Source organism: Dactylosporangium sp. CA-152071, from assembly GCF_050936335.1.
Lineage (GTDB): Bacteria > Actinomycetota > Actinomycetes > Mycobacteriales > Micromonosporaceae > Dactylosporangium > Dactylosporangium maewongense.
Map to the genome: position 1 here is coordinate 4,058,561 of NZ_JBNJMZ010000002.1, position 21,286 is coordinate 4,079,846.

At 71.7% G+C, this 21,286-nt stretch carries 14 protein-coding genes and 2 riboswitches; of the genes, 10 read left to right on the plus strand and 4 right to left on the minus strand.

Going from position 1 to position 21,286, the window contains the following annotated elements:
• Positions 1-79: 79 nt before the first annotated feature.
• The 3 genes from ACQEVZ_RS58090 (at position 80) to ACQEVZ_RS58100 (ending at position 3,113) form a co-directional block, all read left to right on the plus strand.
• Positions 80-592, plus strand: coding sequence for an RNA polymerase sigma factor (locus ACQEVZ_RS58090; protein WP_433385206.1), 513 nt, complete (start codon positions 80-82; stop codon positions 590-592).
• Positions 589-1,644 (plus strand): hypothetical protein, encoded by a 1,056-nt coding sequence (locus ACQEVZ_RS58095; RefSeq protein WP_433385209.1) that lies wholly within the window; start codon positions 589-591, stop codon positions 1,642-1,644. The genes ACQEVZ_RS58090 and ACQEVZ_RS58095 overlap by 4 nt, the downstream gene beginning before the upstream one ends.
• A gap of 113 nt (positions 1,645-1,757) precedes the next feature.
• Positions 1,758-3,113, plus strand: a complete 1,356-nt coding sequence (locus ACQEVZ_RS58100; protein WP_433385212.1) for a condensation domain-containing protein — start codon at positions 1,758-1,760, stop codon at positions 3,111-3,113.
• Here ACQEVZ_RS58100 and ACQEVZ_RS58105 read toward each other — a convergent pair.
• Complete coding sequence (locus ACQEVZ_RS58105) at positions 3,110-4,966, minus strand: hypothetical protein (RefSeq protein ID WP_433385215.1); 1,857 nt, start codon at positions 4,964-4,966, stop codon at positions 3,110-3,112. The two genes, ACQEVZ_RS58100 and ACQEVZ_RS58105, sit on opposite strands and share 4 nt — an antisense overlap.
• A 214-nt stretch (positions 4,967-5,180) precedes the next feature.
• Between ACQEVZ_RS58105 and ACQEVZ_RS58110 the strand changes: the two genes are divergently transcribed.
• Positions 5,181-5,834 carry a methyltransferase domain-containing protein gene (locus ACQEVZ_RS58110; RefSeq protein WP_433386208.1) on the plus strand — a complete coding sequence of 218 codons (654 nt, stop codon included), beginning with the start codon at positions 5,181-5,183 and terminating at the stop codon, positions 5,832-5,834.
• A 1,997-nt stretch (positions 5,835-7,831) separates the two neighbouring features.
• Here the strand turns inward: ACQEVZ_RS58110 and ACQEVZ_RS58115 are convergent.
• Complete coding sequence (locus ACQEVZ_RS58115; RefSeq protein WP_433385218.1) at positions 7,832-9,457, minus strand: RNA polymerase sigma factor; 1,626 nt, start codon at positions 9,455-9,457, stop codon at positions 7,832-7,834.
• A 128-nt stretch (positions 9,458-9,585) separates the two neighbouring features.
• Positions 9,586-9,679: riboswitch (glycine riboswitch) on the plus strand.
• Positions 9,680-9,785: riboswitch (glycine riboswitch) on the plus strand.
• Positions 9,786-9,836: 51 nt separating this feature from the next.
• On the opposite strand from ACQEVZ_RS58115, the gene gcvT reads away from it, so the two are divergent.
• The 5 genes from gcvT to ACQEVZ_RS58140 all read left to right on the plus strand — a co-directional run bounded on the left by gcvT (position 9,837) and on the right by ACQEVZ_RS58140 (position 15,113).
• Positions 9,837-10,898 (plus strand): glycine cleavage system aminomethyltransferase GcvT, encoded by a 1,062-nt coding sequence (gene gcvT / locus ACQEVZ_RS58120; RefSeq protein WP_433385221.1) that lies wholly within the window; start codon positions 9,837-9,839, stop codon positions 10,896-10,898.
• Positions 10,899-10,903: 5 nt separating this feature from the next.
• Positions 10,904-11,296 (plus strand): glycine cleavage system protein H, encoded by a 393-nt coding sequence (locus ACQEVZ_RS58125; RefSeq protein ID WP_433385225.1) that lies wholly within the window; start codon positions 10,904-10,906, stop codon positions 11,294-11,296.
• A gap of 5 nt (positions 11,297-11,301) precedes the next feature.
• A complete protein-coding gene (locus tag ACQEVZ_RS58130) occupies positions 11,302-12,648 on the plus strand; it encodes an L-serine ammonia-lyase (RefSeq protein WP_433385228.1) in 1,347 nt (448 codons plus the stop codon).
• A gap of 200 nt (positions 12,649-12,848) precedes the next feature.
• Complete coding sequence (locus tag ACQEVZ_RS58135; RefSeq protein WP_433385231.1) at positions 12,849-13,901, plus strand: lytic polysaccharide monooxygenase auxiliary activity family 9 protein; 1,053 nt, start codon at positions 12,849-12,851, stop codon at positions 13,899-13,901.
• A 66-nt stretch (positions 13,902-13,967) separates the two neighbouring features.
• Complete coding sequence (locus ACQEVZ_RS58140; RefSeq protein ID WP_433385234.1) at positions 13,968-15,113, plus strand: amidohydrolase family protein; 1,146 nt, start codon at positions 13,968-13,970, stop codon at positions 15,111-15,113.
• 53 nt (positions 15,114-15,166) lie between these two features.
• Here the strand turns inward: ACQEVZ_RS58140 and ACQEVZ_RS58145 are convergent, their stop codons facing one another.
• On the minus strand, positions 15,167-16,600 hold the full coding sequence (locus ACQEVZ_RS58145) for a cellulase family glycosylhydrolase (RefSeq protein ID WP_433385237.1): 1,434 nt from the start codon (positions 16,598-16,600) through the stop codon (positions 15,167-15,169).
• A gap of 233 nt (positions 16,601-16,833) precedes the next feature.
• Here ACQEVZ_RS58145 and ACQEVZ_RS58150 point away from each other — a divergent pair, with 233 nt between their 5' ends.
• Positions 16,834-17,526, plus strand: a complete 693-nt coding sequence (locus ACQEVZ_RS58150) for a DUF3662 and FHA domain-containing protein (RefSeq protein WP_344504554.1) — start codon at positions 16,834-16,836, stop codon at positions 17,524-17,526.
• A gap of 89 nt (positions 17,527-17,615) precedes the next feature.
• On the opposite strand, the gene ACQEVZ_RS58155 is transcribed toward ACQEVZ_RS58150, so the two are convergent.
• Complete coding sequence (locus ACQEVZ_RS58155; RefSeq protein ID WP_433385240.1) at positions 17,616-21,227, minus strand: CARDB domain-containing protein; 3,612 nt, start codon at positions 21,225-21,227, stop codon at positions 17,616-17,618.
• Positions 21,228-21,286 lie beyond the last annotated feature (59 nt).

Consider the following 21,286-nt stretch of genomic DNA (forward strand, 5'->3'; position numbering starts at 1 on the left):
ACGGTGGCACGCGGAAAATCACTGGAACGAATGCTTTTCCGTATGCAACCGGGCGCCCGCCGGCGGCGTGTTCCTGGGCATGGCAGACGCCGACACGTTCGCGGAGTTCTACCGGGACACCTACCGGGGGCTCGTCGCGCAGCTCGTCGCGTACACGGGCGACCTCGGCGAGGCGCAGGACGTGGCGCAGGAGGTGTACGTGCGGGCCTGGTCGCGGTGGCGGCGGATCAGCGCGTACGAAGATCCGCGGGCCTGGATCGGCCGGGTCGGGCACAACCTCGTCATCAGCAGGTGGCGGCGGGCCCGGACCGCGTTCGCGGGCTGGACCCGGCACGGCCCGCCGGCGCCGGTGCCCGAGCCGGACCCGGCGACGCTGGACCTCGTGGCCGCGCTGCGCCGGCTGCCCGAGCCGCAGCGCCGCGCCCTCGTGCTCTACCACCTCGGCGGGTTCGCGGTCGCGGAGATCGCCCGGATGGAGGGCGCACCGGAGAACACGGTGAAGGCGCGCCTGGCCCGCGGCCGGCAGGCGCTCGCCCCGATGCTGACCGTTGCCGACCCAGCCGCCGACCCGCAGGATGTGAGGCAACCATGACCGGCGTCGACGACGCGTTCTCGAAGCTCCGGCAGCACGTCGACGCGGCCGCGGTCGCGCCGCCGGCGGCTCGGATCGCCGCCCTTGGGCGGCGCCGCCGCGCGGGGCGCGTGGTGGTCGCCGGACTGACCGTCCTCGCGGTCCTCACCGGCGGGTGGTCGGTCCTGCACGACCCCGACCGGCAGGCCGCGCCGATCCTGCCTGCGGTTTCGGCGTCGGTACCGGCGGCGCCGACCCCGACCGGCAACCGCCCCGAACGCGTCCCGCCGGGCTTCCTGGTGGGCGAGGCGGGCGGCGTGGGCGACACGGGCAACGCGGGCGCCGAGCAGGCCATCGACAACCACGACTACAACGTGGGGTGCTTCGGCGCGCCGGCCGCCCGCCGGTCCCTCGCGCTGTTCTTCGGGAAGGAGGCGCAGCGGGTCCAGGCCACCCAGTCCCTGTACGTGTACGCGGACGAGGACGCCGCCAAGGCCGTCATGCGGGACCTCCGCCCGCGGATGCGGCAGTGCAGCGGCTTCGGGGACGCGGAGGTGTTGCAGCCCGTGGCGAGCCCGCCGCTCGGCGCCGAGGCGCTGACCGTCACCGTGGCGCTGCCGCGCGACGGCGCCGGTGAGCACACCGGGGAGCCGTACAGGTTCGTGGTGGTCCGGGTCGGCACCGCGATCGCCGTGCTCGACGGCCTCGGCGCCGACAGGTGGGAGACGCTCCTGACCCAGGAGCTCGTCGGCCGGATGTGCCCGTACAAGGCGACCTGCGCCCCGCCGGCGTCGACGGTGCGGGCCACGAAGCCGGTGAACGGGGGCGAGGCATGGGCGGTGGTCGCCGGCGTCGAGGGCGGACCGGTCACCGAGAAGGCCGGCGACCTCGGCCGGCTCGGGTATCGCGCCTCGGTCGTGCCGACCGGCTGCGACGTGGGGTCCGCGGCGGCGCTCGGCGGCCTGCCGGCGACCTCCTACACGGTCGTGTACTTCGCCACCGAGCAGGACGCCACGAGCGTCGCCGGCCCGCTGGGGCTGCCGGTCGTCAAGGTCCGCACGTACTGCCTGTGAGCGGCCCGGGAACCGTACGGACCCCTGCATATACAGCTTCGCGGCGCCGTCGACACGGCCGCCGCGGTGCACAACACTCGGGTATTCGGCGGGCTACACGGTGGGAGTGCGGCATGGCAGTGGTGGAGATCCAGGCGGACCGGCGGTCGGAGGTCACGTTCAGCGGCGGGCGGGCCGGGTCGGGGCCGGCCACGTGGGGGCAGCAGGCGATCTGGGACGTGGTGCGCAACCTCGGCACCGACGCCGCCCGGTACAACGTCTCCGGCGGCATGCCGCTGCCGTCGCCGGTCCCCGCGGACCGCGTCGAGGCCGCGGTGCGGTCGCTGGTGCTGCTGCACGAGTCGCTGCGGACGCGGCTGCGCTCGGCCGACGACGGCCGCCTCGAACAGGTCGTGCACGCCTCGGGCGGCATCCCGCTCGTGACCCGGTTCGCCGCCGGGGAGGCGGTCACCGAGGCCGCGTACGCGCTGCGCGACGAGCTGCTCGCCGTCCCGTTCGACGCGACCCGGGAGTGGCCGCTGCGGGTCGGGGTCGTCCACGCCGGCGGCGGTATCCGCTACGTCGTGTTCTTCCTGTCACACACCGCCTCCGACGGATGGGGTCTGCGCAACCTCCTCGCGGACTTCGCGACGCTCGTACACGGGACGCTGCCGCGACGGGACCTGCTGCAGCCACTCGAGGAGGCGGCGTTCCAGACCTCCGACCGGGGCCGCCGGCGCGACGCGGCCGCCCGCCGCTCGTGGCTGTCGAAGCTCGGCAGCGGCCCGGCGAGCATGTTCCCGGCCCGGGCCGGCACCGCGCCGGCGGCCACGTTCCCGAACGCGGTGCTCAACTCCCCCGCGCTCGGCCTGGCGCTGGACCGGGTCGCGGCCGACCTGTCCGTCACCCCCGCCTCGGTCGTCCTCGCCGCGGCCGCCGCCTCCGCCACCCGGATCACCGGCGTCGACGAGGCCGTCTTCCAGGTCGTCGTCAACAACCGGTTCCTGCCGGGCATGGCGGACGGGGTCACCACGATCGCCCAGGAAGGACTGTTCCACCTCACCGGCACCCGGGTCGCGTTCCCGGACCTCGTGCGCCGCACCTTCGGCGCCGCCATGTCCGCGCAACGCCACGCGTACTACGACAAGCTCGCCCTCGACCGTGACGTCGCCGCCCTCGACAGCACCTGCGACCACTCGTGCTTCGTCAACGACCAGCGGGGGCTGATGCCGGCGCTGGGCTTCGCCGCCCCCGCGCCGGCACCGCTGCGCGAGGCCCTCACCCGCACCACGCTCACCTGGCCGGTGGAGCACGAGCCGCGCCGGGGCGTGTCGTTCGCCCTGGACGCCCAGGACGCCCCCGGCGCCCTGGAGCTCGCCATGACCGCCGACAGCGCCCTCATGCCCCGCGACGACATGACCACGTTCCTCTACGGCATCGAGGAGCTGATCGTCACCCAGGCGCTCGACACCCAGGCGCTCGACGCCTAGTGCTGCACCTTCCAGACCCACACGTCGGCGATGTGCTCGCCGGGGCCGAAGAGCTGGTCGGCGGTCTGGCGCACGGCGTCGCTGTTGCCGTGGCTGTCGGCGAGGATGATGCGGTCCGCCTTCCAGTACGCGAGGTCGGTGCGGGCCTGGGCGACGTGCTCGGGGCCGAGCTGGGGCACGACGCCGTCGTTGCCGACCTGGCCCAGCAGGCTCCACGTCGGCGGGTACGTCGGGCCGAACATGGCCTTGTGCTCGGGGTCGTTCGGGTCGGGGGCGAGGAAGTAGCCGCCGGCGATCTTGAAGTCGATGTCCGAGTCGACGGCCCAGCGCATCGCGTCGAGGCCCTCCCACCAGCCGCCGGGGATGACGACGACGGTGGCCTGGTCCGGCACGTGCTCGCGCCACATGCCGCTGCTGAAGAACACGGGCGCCAGCGGCCGGTCGTTCGTCGGTTGCGGCGTCGGCACGAGCGGCAGCAGCGCCATCGCGAGGGCGGCGGCCCACAGCCAGCGGCCCGCGTACGGCAGCGGCTCCTCGTCGTCGTCCTGGAACGTGTCCCTGGCCTTGTCTCTGGCCTTGCCCTCGTCCGTGCCGTCGGTGTCCGCGACGGCGTCCGTGGCCGGCGCCTCCGAGGCGAACGCGGCCTCCTCGACCGGCTCCGGCCGGGTGACCGGCGGCGGCACCACGAACCGGTCGACGAGGATCGCCAGCAGCACGCCCACGAGCGGGGTCACCACGAGCGCGACCCGGGTCGGCACCACCGAGTCGAACAGCGGCAGATCGACCAGGTAGCGCCACGGGCCGTGCCAGGTGGTCTCCTCGCCCTTGTACCGCACGATCGGGCCGAGCGACAGCAGCGAGAACACGACCGCGGTGACGAACAGCGCCCGGGCGCCCCGGTGCCGCCAGAGGGAGGCCGCGGCGGCGGGCAGGAGCAGCAGCAGCGGCCAGCCGAAGAACGTGTTCTCCTCCGTCGGGCCGCCGAGCTTCTCGATGCGCGGGATGTCACCGAGGATGGAGCGGCGGCTGAAGTTCGAGAACCCGTAGAGGTCGGCGCTGAAGCCGTGCACGAAGTCGGGCAGCCCGTGGTACGCCTGCGGGCCGGTGAACTGGTGCCAGAGCGGGTACGCCATGATGACCCCCGCCACGAGGGCGGTGACGCCGAGCGCCGGCAGTGCCGCCCGCGCGGCCGGGAGCATCTCGCTGGGCCGCAGGAACACCAGCAGGAACACCAGCAACGCGAACGCCGCGAGGAACAGGACCTCTTCGTTGATGAAGCACTGGTACACGACGAGCGCGGCGAGCACGAGACCCTTGCGGACCGTGTCGCCCGGCTCGCGCATCCGGAACACGGCCCACAGGATCAGAGGGATCATGAACTGGCCGGCGATGTTGGGGTGACCGGTCGTCTGCGAGATCATCGCGGGGCCGAAACCGCAGAAGAGCGCTCCCAGGTAGGCTGCCGTCCGGGTCCGGACCACGCCGCAGCGCAGCAGCATGAAGAACCAGGCGATGGCGGTGCCGGCCGGCGCGATCGTGCTGATGACGGCGAACGTGACCGGCGCCCCGAACAGCAGCGTGATCGGGGCGAGCGGGAGGGCGAGGCCCAGGATGGACGTGTTGGCCATCAGGTTCACGCCCAGCGGGGCGTTGAGCTGGTCGGTGAAGAACGGGGTGTCACCATGGGTGAACAGCCGCGCGGCGTGCGTGAGCACCCACTCGAAGAAGACCTGGTCCTGGTTGTTGTCGGCCAGCATCCGGGTCTGGGGTGCCGCCCACAGATGGTGGAAGAGCACGACGGAGAAGACCACGTAGCTCACGACGACAAGCGCGTTCTTTCCGCCGGTTTTCACGGGTGAGACCATAGCTGTCCAGGGGCCCGTGACGCACGCACTGGCCTCCCGGCATCGACGTCGATAAACTACGCCAATTCCGGATAACATGATCAGACCGTTGGATCGCCGAGCTACCGAGGAGAACGCCGTGCCGCCTGGAGGCGATCGGGATCGCAGTTCGGAGATCCTCGGTGACCAGCTCATCCAGTCCGAGGTGCTCGAGGGCCTCGCGATGGCGAAGAACCACCGCAAGTGGTTCGTCGCGTTCGCGACGCCGTACCTGGGCGACGACCCGATCGAGGTCAGCGCGGGCCTGGGCGACTATGCGGCGGAGTGGCTGGAGCACGCTCCGCGCATGACGGTCACGGAGGCCGACCCGGACCGGCTGCTCGCGCTCAAGGAGCGCTTCTCGGCCGACCGCGAGGTGTCGATCCGCGAGCTCATGCTGCCCAGCGACATCACCGCCGAGCACAGCGCCGCCGTGTCGTACAACGTCCTGGAGCACATCGAGGACCACCTGGGCGCCCTGCGCACCATGCGCTCCCTGGTCCGCCCCGGCGGCCACGTGATCATCGTGGTGCCGGCGTTCCCCTTCGCGATGGGCCCCGCCGACATCGCTACCGGCCACGTCCGCCGGTACACCAAGAAGACCATGCGTGAGGTGCTGCTCGCCGCCGACCTGGAGATCGAGAAGCTGCACTACGCCAACTCGCTCGGCCTGATCGGCTACTACGTCTCCACCTGCCTCCTGCGCCAGAAGCCAGGCCCCGGCATGATGGTCAAGTTCTACGACTCGACGGTCGCCCCGATGACCCGCTTCGCCGAACGCTTCGTCACCCCACCGTTCGGCCAGTCCGTGATCGCGATCGCCCGCCGCCCCGCCTGAAAGTTTCGCCGCCACCACCACCCGGACCCCAGCCACCCAGCGTCGCCGGCGGTGTCTGTCAGGCACCTCTCCGTAAGGTCCACCTGCCCCACCGCCACGCCCCGCCGTTCGGCCAACCGTCAGCCGGGAAACTTTCGCGCCGCCCCCCGGAACCACCCGTGCACAACCACGCCCCCGGCACACCGAGGCCGGGGGCTTCACATGGTGCACAAAACCGTGGCAACCCCGGCGGAAGAACCCCGACCGCAGGCCCATCAGAACCCCCGGGCACCGGCGACCCACACACCGCTCTGACAAGACCGCGTCCGGACAGCCGGACGCGGCGAGGTCTCCGGACGCAGCCCTCGTCAGCCAGGTCGTCACGCAACGCGACGCACACCGCCGTCCAGCCTGCGCCGCTCCAGCCTGTGCCGCTTCTCCCGCCCCACCCGGCCACTTACCCCAGAGCAGGCCAGCCGCTCGATCCACAGCTCTCGCACCACCGCCCAGCGCCCCAACCTCTGCCGCAACCCAAGTTCAGCCACCCACACACCCCCAACCTCAGCCCGGCGGCCCACACACCCCAACGTCCGCCGCAACCCAGGCCCGGCCACCCACACCACACACCCCCGACCTCAGCCGCAAACCAGGCCCGGCCACCCACACACCCCCGACGTCGACTCAGGCCCAGCCGCCCACGCCCCGGATCCGCAACCGCTGCACCACCGCCCCGACCTGCGCGCCGCGCTCACCAATACCGGCACCCCCACCGACGCCCGCAACTCCCTCACAGCAACCCCACTCCACCCGCCCAACCTCCCCCGCGCCCCAACACAGACATTGGTCAATGCCCGCGTTTACGGCTTTTGCGCAATAGACATTGCGCGATCCACCCCCAAGATGATCTTCAATTGAGGGGTAGATCGCGCAGCGTCAATCTCGGAAATCGGACATCTCCGGGCATTGACCAACGCCTGCGCGAGGGCGACGCGCAAGGGGGCACACCGGACCGACCAGCAAGGTCGACCTCGAACATGGACATCTCCGGGCATTGACCAACGTCAGCGCGAGGGCGACGCGCAAGGGGGCACACCGGACCGACCAGCAAGGTCGACCTCGAACATGGACATCTCCGGGTATTGACCAACGTCTGCGCGAGGGTGACGCGGGGGGACACGCCAGACCGACCGACGAGGTCGATCCCGGAAATGGACATCCCTGCGACGGCGAGGGGTGGCGGCGGCGTGGGTGGTGCGGAGGAAAAGTGTTACGGGTCGTGGGGCGCGCGGGTCTGTGGATCCGGACCATCGAACCGAAGGGGATGAAGTGAACCTGCGCCATCTGTCCGCGGCCGGGGTTGCGGCCGTCGTGCTGCTCGCCGGGTCGGGGTGCGAACCCCAGGGTCAGACCCAGACCCAGGGCCGGAGCCAGACCGGCACGGCTCCGTCCGCCGACGCTGGGGCCGGCGCCGGGGGCGCCGCACCGTCGAACAGTCCGTCCAGCACCGCCGCGGCGTCGCGCGGGGCGTCCGGGGGTGCGCCGGCGAAGTCGGCCGCGGGGAACGCACCGCCGCCGTTCTTCGCCGCCGTGCCCGCGGTGCCGGAGGTGAGCGAGGCCGTGGCGGGGGGTGCGGTACGGCAGCAGCAGCCGGTGGCGGGGCGCGACAACGGGCAGAGCACCCGGTACGGCGACCGGTCCGTCTGGATCTTCGACGACACGACGCTCAAGGAGCCGTGGGGTTTCCTGTCCAACAGCGGCGCGGCCACGAAGGACCTCGACGCGGGAGACGGCATCGACCTCACGTCGAACAACCCGGTCACCGTCGACGCGTCGAAGGCGCCGGTGGAGCTGATCCCGAGGTCGGCCGCGGAGAAGGCGTACGAGCAGGCGAACAAGGTGCAGTTCGGGTTCTGGCCCGGTCCTGTCGTCGCGGACCCCGCGCGCGGGCGGGTGCTCGTGTTCTACGGCAAGTCGAAGCCGGTGAAGGCGATGACGACCGCCGGCGGGAAGGCCACCGACTACGCGCTGTTCGGCCACCCCGAGTACGCGCGGCGTGACGGGCTCGTCCAGTACCTGTCGTACTTGGCCGCGTCGCCGCCCGCCGGGACGGTCGCCGCCTTCACCGGCTTCGACCACGGGCCGAACGGCGCGCCGCCGACCTGGAACATGACGTCGTTGGAGCCGTACGGCATGAACGTGTTGATCCACGCCTTCAGCGCCGGGGCGTAGAAGACGGTCTGCCCGGCCGCGCCGGCGGCGTTCGTGAACGCCCCGGCCGCGGGGTCGGCCGTCCAGCCGCCGCCCGTCCAGAACGTCCACTTGCGACGGTCCGTCACGTCGGCGAGGCCGACCTTGCCGAGTTTGCAGCCTTGGTACGTGCAGGCGCCGTACGCGTAGAGCACGTCGCCGACGGTGACGGCGGCGGGGCTGCCGGAGGTGAGGTCGATGCCGTCGGACGCGTCGAGGTCCTTCGTGGCGGCGCCGCTGTTGGACAGGAAGCCGAACGGGTCCTTGAGCGTGGTGTCGTCGAAGATCCAGACGGACCGGTCGGCGTACCGGGTGCTCTGCCCGTTGTCGCGGCCCGCCACCCGCTGCTGTTGCCGCACCGCACCCGCGGGCGCGAACTCGGCCACCTTCGGCACCGCGGGCACGGTGGCGAAGAACGGCGGCACGGACGGGGACGGTGCGGCCGGGGAAGCGGCGGGCGAGGACGGCGCGGGCGCCTGGGCGGTCGCGGGCGGCCGGGCGGCCGGCACCTCCCGCCGCGGCTCGTCGGGCTGCCGCCACACCGTCACGCCGATCACGAGCGCGAGCGCCAGAGCCGCGGCCCCGCCGGCCAGCGCGAAGGCCTTGAGCGCCCACCCGCCGGCGGCCGCCTTCGGCGGGGGCGCCAGGAGCGGCAGGCCGGCAAGGAGGCCCTCCGCCGCCGGGAGCCGGCGGGACCGCTCCGTGCACTGTGGACAGTCGCGGACGTGCCGGGCGATCCGCTTGCGCCACAACGGGTCCGGCTCTCCGTCCCAGCCGGCCACGACCTCGCGCAGCGCCGGGCAGCCGGGCGACGCGTCCAGGGCGCGGACCACCGAACGGGCCACGTCGAGCTGCTCGCGCATCCGCTGCACCCGCACCCCGGCGTGCGCGGCCGGCAGGTCGAGGGCGTCGGCGACCTCGGCGCGGGTCAGGTGACCACCGGCCTCCAGCCACCACAGCGACAGCACCGTGCGGTGCGCCGGGTCCAGCCAGCGGGCCGCCTCCGCGATACCCCGTTGCTCGACGTCCAGGACCTGCCGCAGCACGGCGAGGCCGACGAGGTCCGCCGACGGGTCGGCGGTGTCGGGCAGGCCGTCCGGCTGGTCCTCGCCGCGGGTCAGCCTGGCCCGGCGGGCCTCCGCACGGGCGTCGGCGAGCTGCCGCAGGGCGATCGTCACCACCCACGACCGGAAGCGCCCGGCCCGCCGTACCGTCGAAACCCCCGTCACGACGCGGACCATCGCGTCCTGGACGATGTCGTCGACGTCGAGGTCCCGGTCGGCGCCGCGGCCGACGACGGAGTAGACCAGCGGCAGGTAGCGCGCGGCGAGGGCCTCCACGGCGGCCCGGTCACCGTCGCGGGCCGCCGCCACGAGGACCTCGTCGGACTGTGCCACTGTCGTTCCCGTCTGTTCGTTCACCCTCTGGCGGACCCCCTCCGGTCTCGTGTCATAACACTTTCCGGGCTTGACGGGGCGGTGCGGCGGGACTTACGGTCCTGACCACAACCGCATATCGCGCTGCACGACCCGCGACGGGAGAGCCCTCGGTCAGTCCGAGGCGCCGAAGGAGCAACGTTCTCCCCAGAATCTCTCAGGCATCGGTACCGCCGCGGTCAGGCGACTCTGGAAAGTCAGGACGATCCGTGTCCTGCGCCCACGGTGCAAACCGCCCCGCTCGTCGCGGGCGGCGAAGCTCTCAGGCTCCGATGACAGAGCGGGGAGGTCACCCAGCAGGGGTGCCGTCCGCGACGGCATCCGGACCCAGGGAGCCTCCGTGACACCGCTCTTCGACGTGCACCGCGATCTCGGCGCCACCTTCACCTCCTTCGCCGGCTGGCGCATGCCGCTGCGCTACCAGGGGGACCTCGCCGAGCACCACGCGGTGCGGCGCGCCGCCGGGTTGTTCGACCTGTCGCACATGGGCCAGCTCGAGGTCACCGGCGCCGAGGCGGACCGGTTCCTCGACTACGCGCTCGTCGGCAGGCTGTCGGCGATCGAGGTGGGCCGCGCCCGGTACACGATGCTGTGCCACGACACCGGCGGGGTCCTCGACGACCTCGTCGTCTACCGCCTCGCGGACCGGCGCTACCTGGTGGTCGCGAACGCCGCCAACACCGCCGTCGTCTTCGCGATGCTCCGCGAGCACGCCGACGGCTTCCACGTCACCGTCCGCGACACGTCCGCCGACTGGGCGCTGATCGCCGTGCAGGGGCCTTCGGCGGCGTCGATCCTCGACCCGGGGCCGCTGCGGTACTACGCGATCCGCCCGTTCCCGCTCGCCGGGCGGGACGTGCTGCTGGCGCGGACCGGGTACACCGGCGAGGACGGCTTCGAGGTCTACTGCCGCCCCGATGACGCCGTCGCCGTGTGGCGGGCGCTGCTCGACCGCGGCCCGACGCCGGCGGGGCTGGCCTGCCGCGACACGCTGCGCCTCGAGGCGGGGATGGCGCTGTACGGGCACGAGCTGTCCGTCCGGCGGACCCCGCTGCAGGCCGGCCTCGCCCGCCTCGTCGACTTCTCCAAACGCGACTTCGTCGGCGCCGCCGCCCTGCGCCGCCAGCGCGACTCGGCGCCGGTCGAGGTCCTGGCCGGGCTCGTCACCGGATCCCGGCGGGCGCCGCGCGCCGGCTACCAGGTGCTCGACCCGGCGACCGGCGCGGTGGCCGGCGCCGTCACCAGCGGCGCGCTGTCGCCGACCCTAGGCCATCCCGTCGCGATGGCGTACGTGCCGCCCGCCCTCGCCGAGCCCGGGACCCGGCTCGCCGTCGACGTCCGCGGCGCGAGCGTCGAGGCCACCGTCGTGCAACTGCCCTTCTACGTCGCACCGCCGAAGTGAACGTCATGTCGTCGAACCAGCCGGAGATGAGCGCCATGTCCGCGATCCCGTCGCACCTGTCCTACACGCGTGACCACGAGTGGTTCTCCGACGGCGTCGTCGGCATCACCGCGTTCGCCGCGTCCGCGCTCGGCGACATCGTCTACGTGCAGCTGCCCGAGGTCGGCACGCTGGTCACCGCCGGCGAGCCGTGCGGGGAGATCGAGTCGACGAAGTCCGTCAGCGACCTCATCGCGCCCGCCGACGGCGTCGTCGTCTCGGTCAACCCGCTCATCGCCACCGAACCGGGAGCGGTCAACGACGACCCGTACCGGCGCGGCTGGCTCTTCACGCTCCGCCTCACGGGCGCCGCCCCCGAGCTGCTCGACGCCGCCGCCTACGCCGCCCTGGTCGGGTGAGCCCGGTGGCGCTGAGCGCGTTCGACCTGTACTCCGTCGGCATCGGCCCGTCGTCGTCGCACACCGTCGGCCCGATGCGCGCCGCCCGCCGCTTCGCGTCGGCACTGGACGGGCTGCCGGTCGCCCGGGTGCGGGCGGAGCTCTTCGGCTCGCTCGGCGCCACCGGCCACGGCCACGGCTCCGCGAAGGCCGTCGTCCTCGGCCTGCTCGGGGAGGACCCGGCGACCGTCGACACCGACACCGCCGACGAACGCGTCGACGACGTCCGCCGCACCGGCCTGCTCCACCTCGCCACAGGCCGTGCCGTCGCGTTCTCCGTCGACGACGACGTCGTCCTGCACCGGCGCAAGTCGCTGCCCGAGCACCCGAACGGCATGCGGTTCGCCGCCTACTCCGCCGACGGCGCGCCGCTGCTCGAGCGGACGTACTTCTCCGTCGGCGGCGGCTTCGTGGTCGGCGACACCGGCATCGTGCCCGACACCACGCGGCTGCCGCATCCGTTCGCGACCGGCGGCGAGCTGCTGGCCCTGTGCGCCTCGCTGGACCTGCCGGTGAGCGCCGTCATGTACGCCAACGAACGCGCCTGGCGCCCCGACACCGAGACCCGGGCCGGGCTGCTGCACCTGTGGTCCGTCATGCAGGCGTGCGTCGACCGTGGCTGCTCCCGCGACGGCGTCCTGCCCGGCGGGCTGCGCGTGCCGCGGCGGGCGCCGGCACTGTACCGCGACCTGAAGGCCTCCGCCGACGGCGCCGACCCGCTGAAGGTCCTCGACTGGGTGAACCTCTACGCCCTCGCCGTCAACGAGGAGAACGCCTCCGGCGGCCGCATCGTCACCGCCCCGACCAACGGCGCCGCCGGCATCATCCCCGCCGTCCTGCACTACTACACGCGCTTCGTCCCCGGCGCCACCGACGACGGCGTCGCCCGCTTCCTCCTCACCGCCGCCGCCATCGGCATCCTCATCAAGGGCAACGCCTCCATCTCCGGCGCGGAGGTGGGCTGCCAGGGCGAGGTGGGCTCGGCGTGCGCGATGGCCGCCGCCGGCCTGTGCGAGGTCCTCGGCGGCACCCCCGCCCAGGTGGAGAACGCGGCCGAGATCGGCCTGGAGCACAACCTGGGCCTCACCTGCGACCCGGTGGGCGGCCTCGTCCAGATCCCCTGCATCGAACGCAACGCCATCGCCAGCGTGAAGGCCATCAACGCCGCCCGTCTCGCCCTGAACGGCGACGGCAGCCACAAGGTCACCCTCGACAAGGCGATCCGCACCATGCGCGACACCGGCCGCGACATGTCGGTGAAGTACAAGGAAACCGCCCGCGGCGGCCTGGCCGTCACCGTCATCGAGTGCTGAGACTGTAGTTCCCCCGTGGCTGGATCGCGTGTGCGCATGGGCGATCGGGGACCTGTCCATTCACGGTGATCCATGGCGTGGGTATCATGTAGGTGGGAGCCGCACAGCGCCGCGGACAGCATCTGAGCTGCGCCGCAGGCGTCGCCATGCATGCAACTCGCATCGACGTGACGGAGTTCCCAGTGCAACTTTCAGCCCGTATGAGACCGTTCGCCATCGGCGCGGTCGCCACCCTGGCCGCCGCGGTGGCCGCGGTCGTCGTCGCGCAGAGTCCCGCCGCCGCGCACGGCTCGGTCACCGACCCGCCGTCGCGCAACTACGGCTGCTGGGCCAGGTGGGGCAGCGACTTCCAGAACCCGAACATGTCCCAGACCGACCCGATGTGCGCCCAGGCCTGGCAGGCCAACCCGGACACGATGTGGAACTGGAACGGCCTCTACCGTGAGGGCGTCGCCGGCAACCACCAGGCCGCCATCCCCGACGGTCAGCTGTGCAGCGGCGGCCGTACGCAGAACGGCCGGTACGCCTCCATGGACACCGTCGGGGCGTGGGTCGCCGCGACGAAGCCGAACAACTTCACGCTGACCCTCACCGACGCCGCCCAGCACGGCGCCGACTACCTGCGCATCTACATCACCAAGCAGGGGTTCGACCCGACCACGCAGCCGCTGACGTGGGCGAGCCTCGAGCTGGTCAACAGCACCGGGCGGTACGCGCCGGCGCCGCAGTACCAGGCGCAGGTCAACGCCGGGAGCCGGACCGGCCGGCACGTCATGTACACGATCTGGCAGGCCAGCCACCTGGACCAGTCGTACTACTTCTGCAGTGACGTGATCTTCACCGGTGGGCCCGGACCTTCGAACAGCGCGTCGCCGTCGCGGTCGCCTTCCACGTCGCCGTCGGCCTCGCGGTCGCCGTCGACGTCACCGTCGGCGTCGGTCTCGGTGCCGCCGGGCGGGTGCTCGGCGAGCTACGCCAAGACCAGCGAGTGGAGCGGCGGCTTCGGCGCCAACGTGACCGTCACCGCCGGCGCGGCCGGGACCAACGGCTGGATGGTCCGCCTGACCTGGGCCAACGGCCAGACGATCACCTCGTTCTGGAACGCGGCGATCACGTCCAGCGGGGCCGTCTCGACGGCCACGAACGTGAGCTACAACGGCAAGCTGGGCGCCGGGCAGTCCACGAGCTTCGGCTTCAACGGCTCCTGGAACGGCACCAACTCGGCACCGGCGGTGACCTGCACCGCCACCTGACCCCGCGCCTTGCGGAGCACATGACTTTCGAGATAGCTTTCACGAAAGCTTTTCTCGGAGGTGTACGTGCATCGTCAGGTGCTCATTCAGAACGCTCACGTCGTGCCCGGCAACGGTCCGGAGTTGCCGGGCACCGACGTTCTCTGTACCGGCGGCGTGATCACGGCCGTCGGTCCTTCGCTCGCCGCCCAGGCCGATCCGTCGTGTGAGGTCATCGACGCGGCGGGGCTCACCGTGACCGCGGGGTTCGTCGACGCGCACCGGCACGTGTGGCAGGCGCCGCTGCGCGGCTCCGGCGCCGACATGCCGATGTCCCGGTACTTCGTGGAGGTGCTCGGCGCCGCCCTGGCCGCGATGTCCCCCGCCGACGCCGGCCGGGCGACGCTCCTCGGCGCCCGCGCGGCGCTCGACGCGGGCGTCACCACGGTCTTCGACTACAGCAACGCGACCCACTCCCCCGAGCACACCGACGCGGTGGTCGAGGCGTTCGAGACGTCCGGCATCCGCGCCGTGGTCGGGTTCTGCGACCCCGCCTCACTCGGGCGCGCCACCGGCCGGGTCACGGGCGCGCTGTCGATCCTCGGCCCCGAGTACGGCGACTGGGACACCGCCGCCGCCGAGATCAGGCGGGGCCGGGAGCTCGGCGTGATGGTCGCGGCGCACGTCGCCGGCCCGTGCGTGCGGCGGCTGCACGACGAGGGGCTGCTCGGCCCGCACCTGCAGCTCGTGCACCTCAACGCGGTAACCGCCGACGACGCGAAGCTGCTCGCCGAGTCGGGCACGGCCGTCGTGGTGACGCCGACGGTGGAGGCGGTGATGGGGCACGGCGGGTCCGCGTACGGGCGGCTGGCGGAGGCCGGCGCGCGGCCCGCGTTCGGCGTCGACGTCGTGATCGACAACCCGCCGGACCTGTTCGAGCCGCTGCGGGACACGCTGCGCACGGCCCGGCTGGCGACGGGTTCCGCGTCGGTGCCGCCGTCCGGGGACCTGCTGCTCGCGGCGACACTCGACGGCGCCAGGGCCGTGGGTCTCGCCGGCGTCGTCGGTACCGTCGAAGCGGGCGGACGCGCTGACCTGCTGCTCCTGGACGGCCTCGGCCACCTGCGCGGCGACCGGGCGGGCGCGGTCGTCTCGTGCGTGACCGCGTCGGACGTGCGGACCGTGCTGGTGGACGGCCGCGTGGTGAAGCGGGACTTCGCCCTGCTGGTCTGACGTGCGTCGGGGGCGGGACGCGCGCGCGTCCCGCCCCCTGTTTCGCGGGTGGATCAGAAGTTGTCGGCGGTGCGGATCCGGCCGCGGAGGAAGGCGCCGGAGGTGGTCAGCTGGTTCGGGTTCGTCCAGCTGCCCGCCGAGCAGGTGCCCGGCTTGAACGCGGCGCTGCTCTCGTTCGCGTCCGAGTACGTCCAGTTCGCGTAGCTGATCTTCTTCGAGTCGAGCAGGTCCAGCCACGCGGCGCTGCTGTTGAGGTCGACGTTGCCGCCGCCGGTGTAGGTGACCGTGCCGAACTCGGTCACGAAGAGCGGCAGCCGGCCGGCCGCCCGCGACACCACGTTGCGGTAGTTGTCCAGGTGCGACGCGGCGTAGAAGTGGAACGTGTACATGATGTTCTGCGCGTTCACCGGGTTGGCGACGATCTCGTTCTCGTCGGTGCCGTCGGACACGCCGAGCGACGACCAGCCGCGGGTGCCGACGATCACGACCGCGTCGGGGTCGGCCGCCCGGATGACCGGGATGACCTGCTCCGCGTAGGACTTGATCCCCTGCCACGACACGTTGTTGGGCTCGTTGGCGATCTCGTAGATGACGTTCTTCTTGTTCGCGTTGCGCTGCGCGACCGAGGCGAAGAACGTCTTGGCCCGGTCCAGGTTGTAGTTCGGGTCACCCGGCGTCAGCGTGTGGAAGTCGATGATCGCGTACATGCCCTTGGACTCGGCCAGGTCGACGTACTGGTTGACCTGGTTGGTGAACCCGGCCGGGTTCGTCTCGTAGCCCTGCTCCTGCACGTACATCGCGATCCGCAGCAGGTCGGCCTTCCAGTCGTCGGCAAGCGCGGCCACGGAGGCGTTGGTGACGCAGGAGGCGAACCACTGGATGCCGTGGGTGCTCATGCCCCGCAGCTGGATCGCCTTGTTGTTCTGGTTGCAGAGGTTGACGCCGCAGACGTGCAGCTGCCCGTTGGCCGCGAGCGGCGTGCCACCCTGCGGCGGCGTGCTCGGGCTCGGGCTGGTGCTCGGCGGCGGGCTGCTCGACGGGGACTTCGACGGCGTCGGGCTGTTCGTGACCCCGCCGGTGCAGGTCACGCCGTTGAGCGTGAACGTCGCCGGCGTCGGGTTGGCGGCGGTCCACGTACCGTTGAAGCCGATGCTCGTCGACGCGCCGGTCGCCAGGCCGCCGTTGTAGTCCAGGCTGCGGGCGGTGACCGCGGCGCCGCTCTGGCTGAACGTCGCCGACCAGCCCTGCCCGACCTTCTGCCCCGCGTCGGGGAACGTGAAGCCGAGCGTCCAGCCGTTCACGGCGTCGCCGAGGTTGGTGATCGTGATGTTGCCGGTGAACCCGCCCGGCCACTGGTTCACCGTGTACGCGACGCGGCAGCCGCTGGCCGCGGACGCGTTGACGGCGGGCAGGACGATGATCCCGGTGACCGCGAGGGCGGTGGCGGCGCCCACCGCGAGGAGTCCACGTTTGTGCAAGACCTTCATGACCGGCGATCCTGGGTGCTCCTTCCGGGTGACGCCAGTTACACCGATGTCCCGGGACATCTCTGACCTGGCCCTTTTCCCAGCTCAGCACTGTTGCCGCCGGCCTTGTCGGCACCACGACGGTCGTGAAACGTTCATGCCCGCTACCGTTGAGGCGTGAGCGGGCCGCAGGCCCGCTCACCATAGGCGCAGGGTGGCTCGCGGCGACGCCGGAGCGGAGCGGAGGTGTCGGCGTGAGCGGACTGCAGCGGTTTGAGAAGCGTCTCGAGGGCCTGGTCGAAGGCGCCTTCGCCAAGGTGTTCAAGGGTGTCGTCCACCCGGTGGAGATCCTCAACGCGATGCAGACCGAGGCGAACGCCGGGAAGACCAGCATCCCCGGCGGCCGCATCCTGGTCCCCAACCGCTACGTGATCGTCCTGTCCCCCGCCGACCACGAGCGCCTGGCCGCGTACGCCGCCGCCCTCGCCCGCGAGCTCGCCCAGTCGCAGGCCGAGTACATCGGCGAGCAGGGCTGGGCCGTCTACGGCGACATCCTCGTCGAGGTGTCCCGCGGCGAGAACCTGGAGACCGGCCTCTTCCGCGTCGACGCCCAGGTGTACACCGGCGCGGACCAGCGCACCCGGCGCGGCCCCGACAGCGGCGTCCGCCTCGTCACCGACGACGGCTACGCCCACGCCGTCCAGCGCGGCAGCACCGTCATCGGCCGCGGCGACCAGGCCGACCTGCGCCTCGCCGACACGGGCGCCTCCCGCCAGCACGCCCGCCTCGACTTCGACGGCAACCGGCTCACCCTGACCGACCTGGGCTCCGCCAACGGCTCCCGGGTCAACGGCCAGAAGGTCACCACCGTCACCGTCAACCCCGGCGACGAGATCGTCATCGGCACGACCCGCCTCTCCGTCCGCGTCGAGCACCCCCCGTCCTGACCACCTCTCTTCACACCCCGTCATACGTAAACGCACAACGCAACGCGGGCCCGCCCCTGAGGACGGACCCGCGTTGATCTGACAGATGATCAGCCGCCGGTGATGACGAACTGTGAGCCGGGCTCCTTGACGATGTTGCCGTCGGCGGAGTTGGTGATGGTCACGTTCGTCAGGTTGGCGTTGCCGCGCGCGCCGGACATGGCGAGGATGCCCGCGCCGTTGTTGGACTTGTCGATGCGCACGTTGGTGATCGCGACGTTCGGCATGTTGCCGCCGCCGTTCTTGAACTGGATGCCGTCGTACGTGGAGTCGAAGATGTCGGTGTCGCGGATGGTGACGCCGACGATGTCGAGCGACGACGGGAAGAGCGTGATCGCGCCGAACTCCTGGTCCTCGTTCCAGAAGACGCCGCCGCACCGGTAGAGGCCGTTGTTGGCGATGACCGTGGTGCCGCTGAAGGGCTGCGGGGAGTGGTCGGTCGCCAGCATGATGCCGGGGTAGTTCATGGTGTCGGAGACGAGGTTGTTCTCGATGCCGTTGCCGTAGCCGCCGTAGATGGCGATGCCGTTGGCGCGCCACGGCAGCTGGACGGTGTTGTTGGTGAAGTGGTTGTCGTGGGCGATGTCGACGGCCGCGTCCTTCACCCGCGGGTTGGCCCAGACGGCGAGCGAGTCGTCGCCGGTGGTACGGAACGAGGAGTTGAACACGCGGGAGTTCTTCGTGCCGTTGGAGAAGTTGATGCCGTCGGCGAACGTGTCGCGGATGCGCATCCCGGTGAACTCGAGGCCGTCGCCCGGGTTCCAGTAGGCGGGGGTGTCGCTGTAGTCGCGGCCGACCCACGCGCCGACGTTGACGTGCTCGATCCACACGTTGCTGATCTTCGTGTTCTTCCCGAACCGGCCGTTCAGACCGTGACCGCGGTTGGCGCGGTTGGTCGTACCGCCGAAGATCGCGAGATCGGAGATCTGCGTGCTGTCGTCGATGTCGAAGCCGACGTTGCCCTCGTGGGGGTGATTGATGTTGCCGACGACGTTCTGCGGCTCGGTGAGCGTGTAGAGCTGCGAGTGCCACATGCCCGCGCCGCGGATGGTGACGTTGCGGATGCCCTTCTGGTTGTACTGGCCGCGGGTCGGGTCGACGGACAGGATCTTCTGCTCCTGCCGCCACTGGCCGGCCGGGATCCATACGCAGCTGATGACGCCGTTCATGTCGTCGTTGACGGCGCGCTGGATGGCGGCGGAGTCGTCGATGCCGTCGTTGGGGACCGCACCGTACGTGGTGATCGACGTGCACCCGGCGGGCTGGCTGAGCGCCGGCGCGACCTGCTCCAGGTCGATCAGGTCGATGTAGTAGAAGGACGCGGTGTCACCGGCGTCGCGCTGCAGCTTGAACTTGGTGCCGGGCGGGTAGGACGACGCCAGCAGCGCGTGCGACTCGTCGAACAGGCGGCGGGCGTTGGCCTGCGGCGAGTTCGACAGCGACTCGGTGTCGTCCGTCGTGCCGTACAGCCAGCTGTACTTCGAGGACAGCGTGATCTTCTGGACGAAGACGTTGTTGGCGTACAGGCTGATCGTGTAGTCCTGACCGCCGCCGGAGGCGGAGTCCGGGACGGAGTTGCGCACGACGATCGAGTTCGCCTGGTTGGTCGAGGTGATCTCGACGTAGTTGCCCTGGCTGTTGAGGCGCACCGACGCGCGGCCCGAGGACTCGGTGCCGAAGTTGGTGTGCCCGAACGTGCGCAGCGAGTCGGCGGTCACCAGGGTGCCCTGGTAGGTGCCGGCCTCCGCCTCGTACGAGGTGTACGGCACCGCCGCGCCCCGCCCGACGACGATCGACTGCGTGAAGGTGTTGTTGCTCTCGTTGGTCTCCGTGAGCACGCCGGTGGCGTCGGCGGTCGCGGTGATGGTCGCGCCGCCGCTGGTCGCGGTCCAGGTGCCGCTGATCGCGACGTTGGCGGTGGCGCCGGCCGCGATCGAGCCCGTGGTGCCGTTGAGCGTGGTGCCGCCGACGGTGACGCGGGTGACCGTGTTGACGCCGGACGCGGTGGTACCGCGGTTGTTGACGGCGACGGTGAAGCTGACGGCCGCGCCGACCGCGGGGTTCGCCGGGTTCGACGACACGCTCAGCACCTGCAGGTCCGGGCCGGGCGCCTGGGCGACGACGAGCTGCGACGAGGCGGTGAACGCGTTGTTGGACTCGTCCTGCTCGGCGACCGTGTTCGCGGGGTCGACGGTCGCGGACACCGGGTAGCTGCCCATGGCGCGGGTGCCGGCGTTGACGGTGACGGTCGTGGACGCGCCGGCGGCGAGCGCACCGACGGCGGCGGTCCCGGCGGAGGCCCCGCCGACGTTGACGTTGACCGTGGTGGCGGCGGAAGCGGCGGTGCCGGCGTTGCGCACCGTCGCGGAGACCGTGACCGGGGTGACCTCGGTCGGGGCCGACGGCGACCACGTGAGGGCGGTGACGACGAGGTCCGGGTTCGGCGCCGGGGTGCCGATGACCTGGAGCTCGGCGACCTGGCCGCCGGGAGCGCCGTTGTTGGTGAAGATCTGCAGCTGCAGGTCGGCGACGCGGCCGCTGACGGGGATCGACACCGTGTTCTGGTTGCCGGTCGGGCTGAAGCCGTAGTCGGCGCGGGCCTTCAGCGACGTGAACCCGGTCGCGGACTGCTCGCGGCCGAGGACCTGGATCGCCTGGGTGCGCGGGCCCCACGCGGTGTCGGGGTTGAGCTTCACGACGACGGAGCTGATGTCGGCGTTGGAGCCGAGCTTCACCGTCAGGATGCCGGGGAGGCCGTTGGACTCCCAGTAGGAGCCGACGTTGCCGTCGTTGGCGTTGGTCGCCACGAACGAGAACACCGAGGAGTTGGCCTCGATCGCCTTGCCCTGGGCCAGGTTCGTGCCGTTCGGCGGGGTGGTCCCGGTCCGGGTCACGTGGTTGCTCTCCGCCGACGTGTTACCCGCCGGGTCGGTCGCCTTCACGTAGTACTCGACCGTCGCCGTGTCCGGCTGCGTGTCGGTGTACACCAGGACGTTGCCGCCGACCGTCGCCCGCAGCGCGCCGTTGGCGAAGACCTGGTAGCTGGCGATGCCCGCCGCCGAGGTCGACGCGGTCCACGTGAGCCGGATCTGGCCCGACGCGGGCTGGGTGTAGGCGAGGTTGCCGGGTGCGGTCGGCGGCTGGACGGTGCCCGCGGCGCCGTAGATCTCGAACTCCGACAGCTGCCCGGCGGGCCAGCCGGTGTTGGCGGAGATGGTGACCCGCACGTACCGGACGCTGGCCGCGGTGAAGTTGATGGTCACCACGTTCTGCGCGGACTGGTTGAACACCCGCCCGGCCGACGGCGACAGGTCGTTGAACGCGGTGCCGTTGACGCTGCCCTGCACGGCCAGGGTCTGCGTGCGGGTGCCCCAGTTCGAGGGCAGCTTCAGCACCACCTGGTCGATGGCCGTGTTGGCGCCCAGGTCGACCTGGATCCACTGCGGGAACACGTTGTTGGTGCTCTCCCAGTACGACCCGGCGTTGTTGTCGTTGACGTTGCCGGTGCCGTACGGGCCGTTGGAGCTGCTGGCCTGCACGGACTTGCCGAGGGCGAGGTTGGGCCCGCCGGCGGCCTGCGCGGCCGGGGGCATCGTGGCGGCGATGACCGCGGTCGCCAGGACCGCGGCAAAGAGCCGCCACCTGGTCTTTCGAGTTCTCATGACGTCTTGGCCTCTCGGGGCGGGGGGCGCGACGCACCGAGCCCGCGGGAGGACGTCCA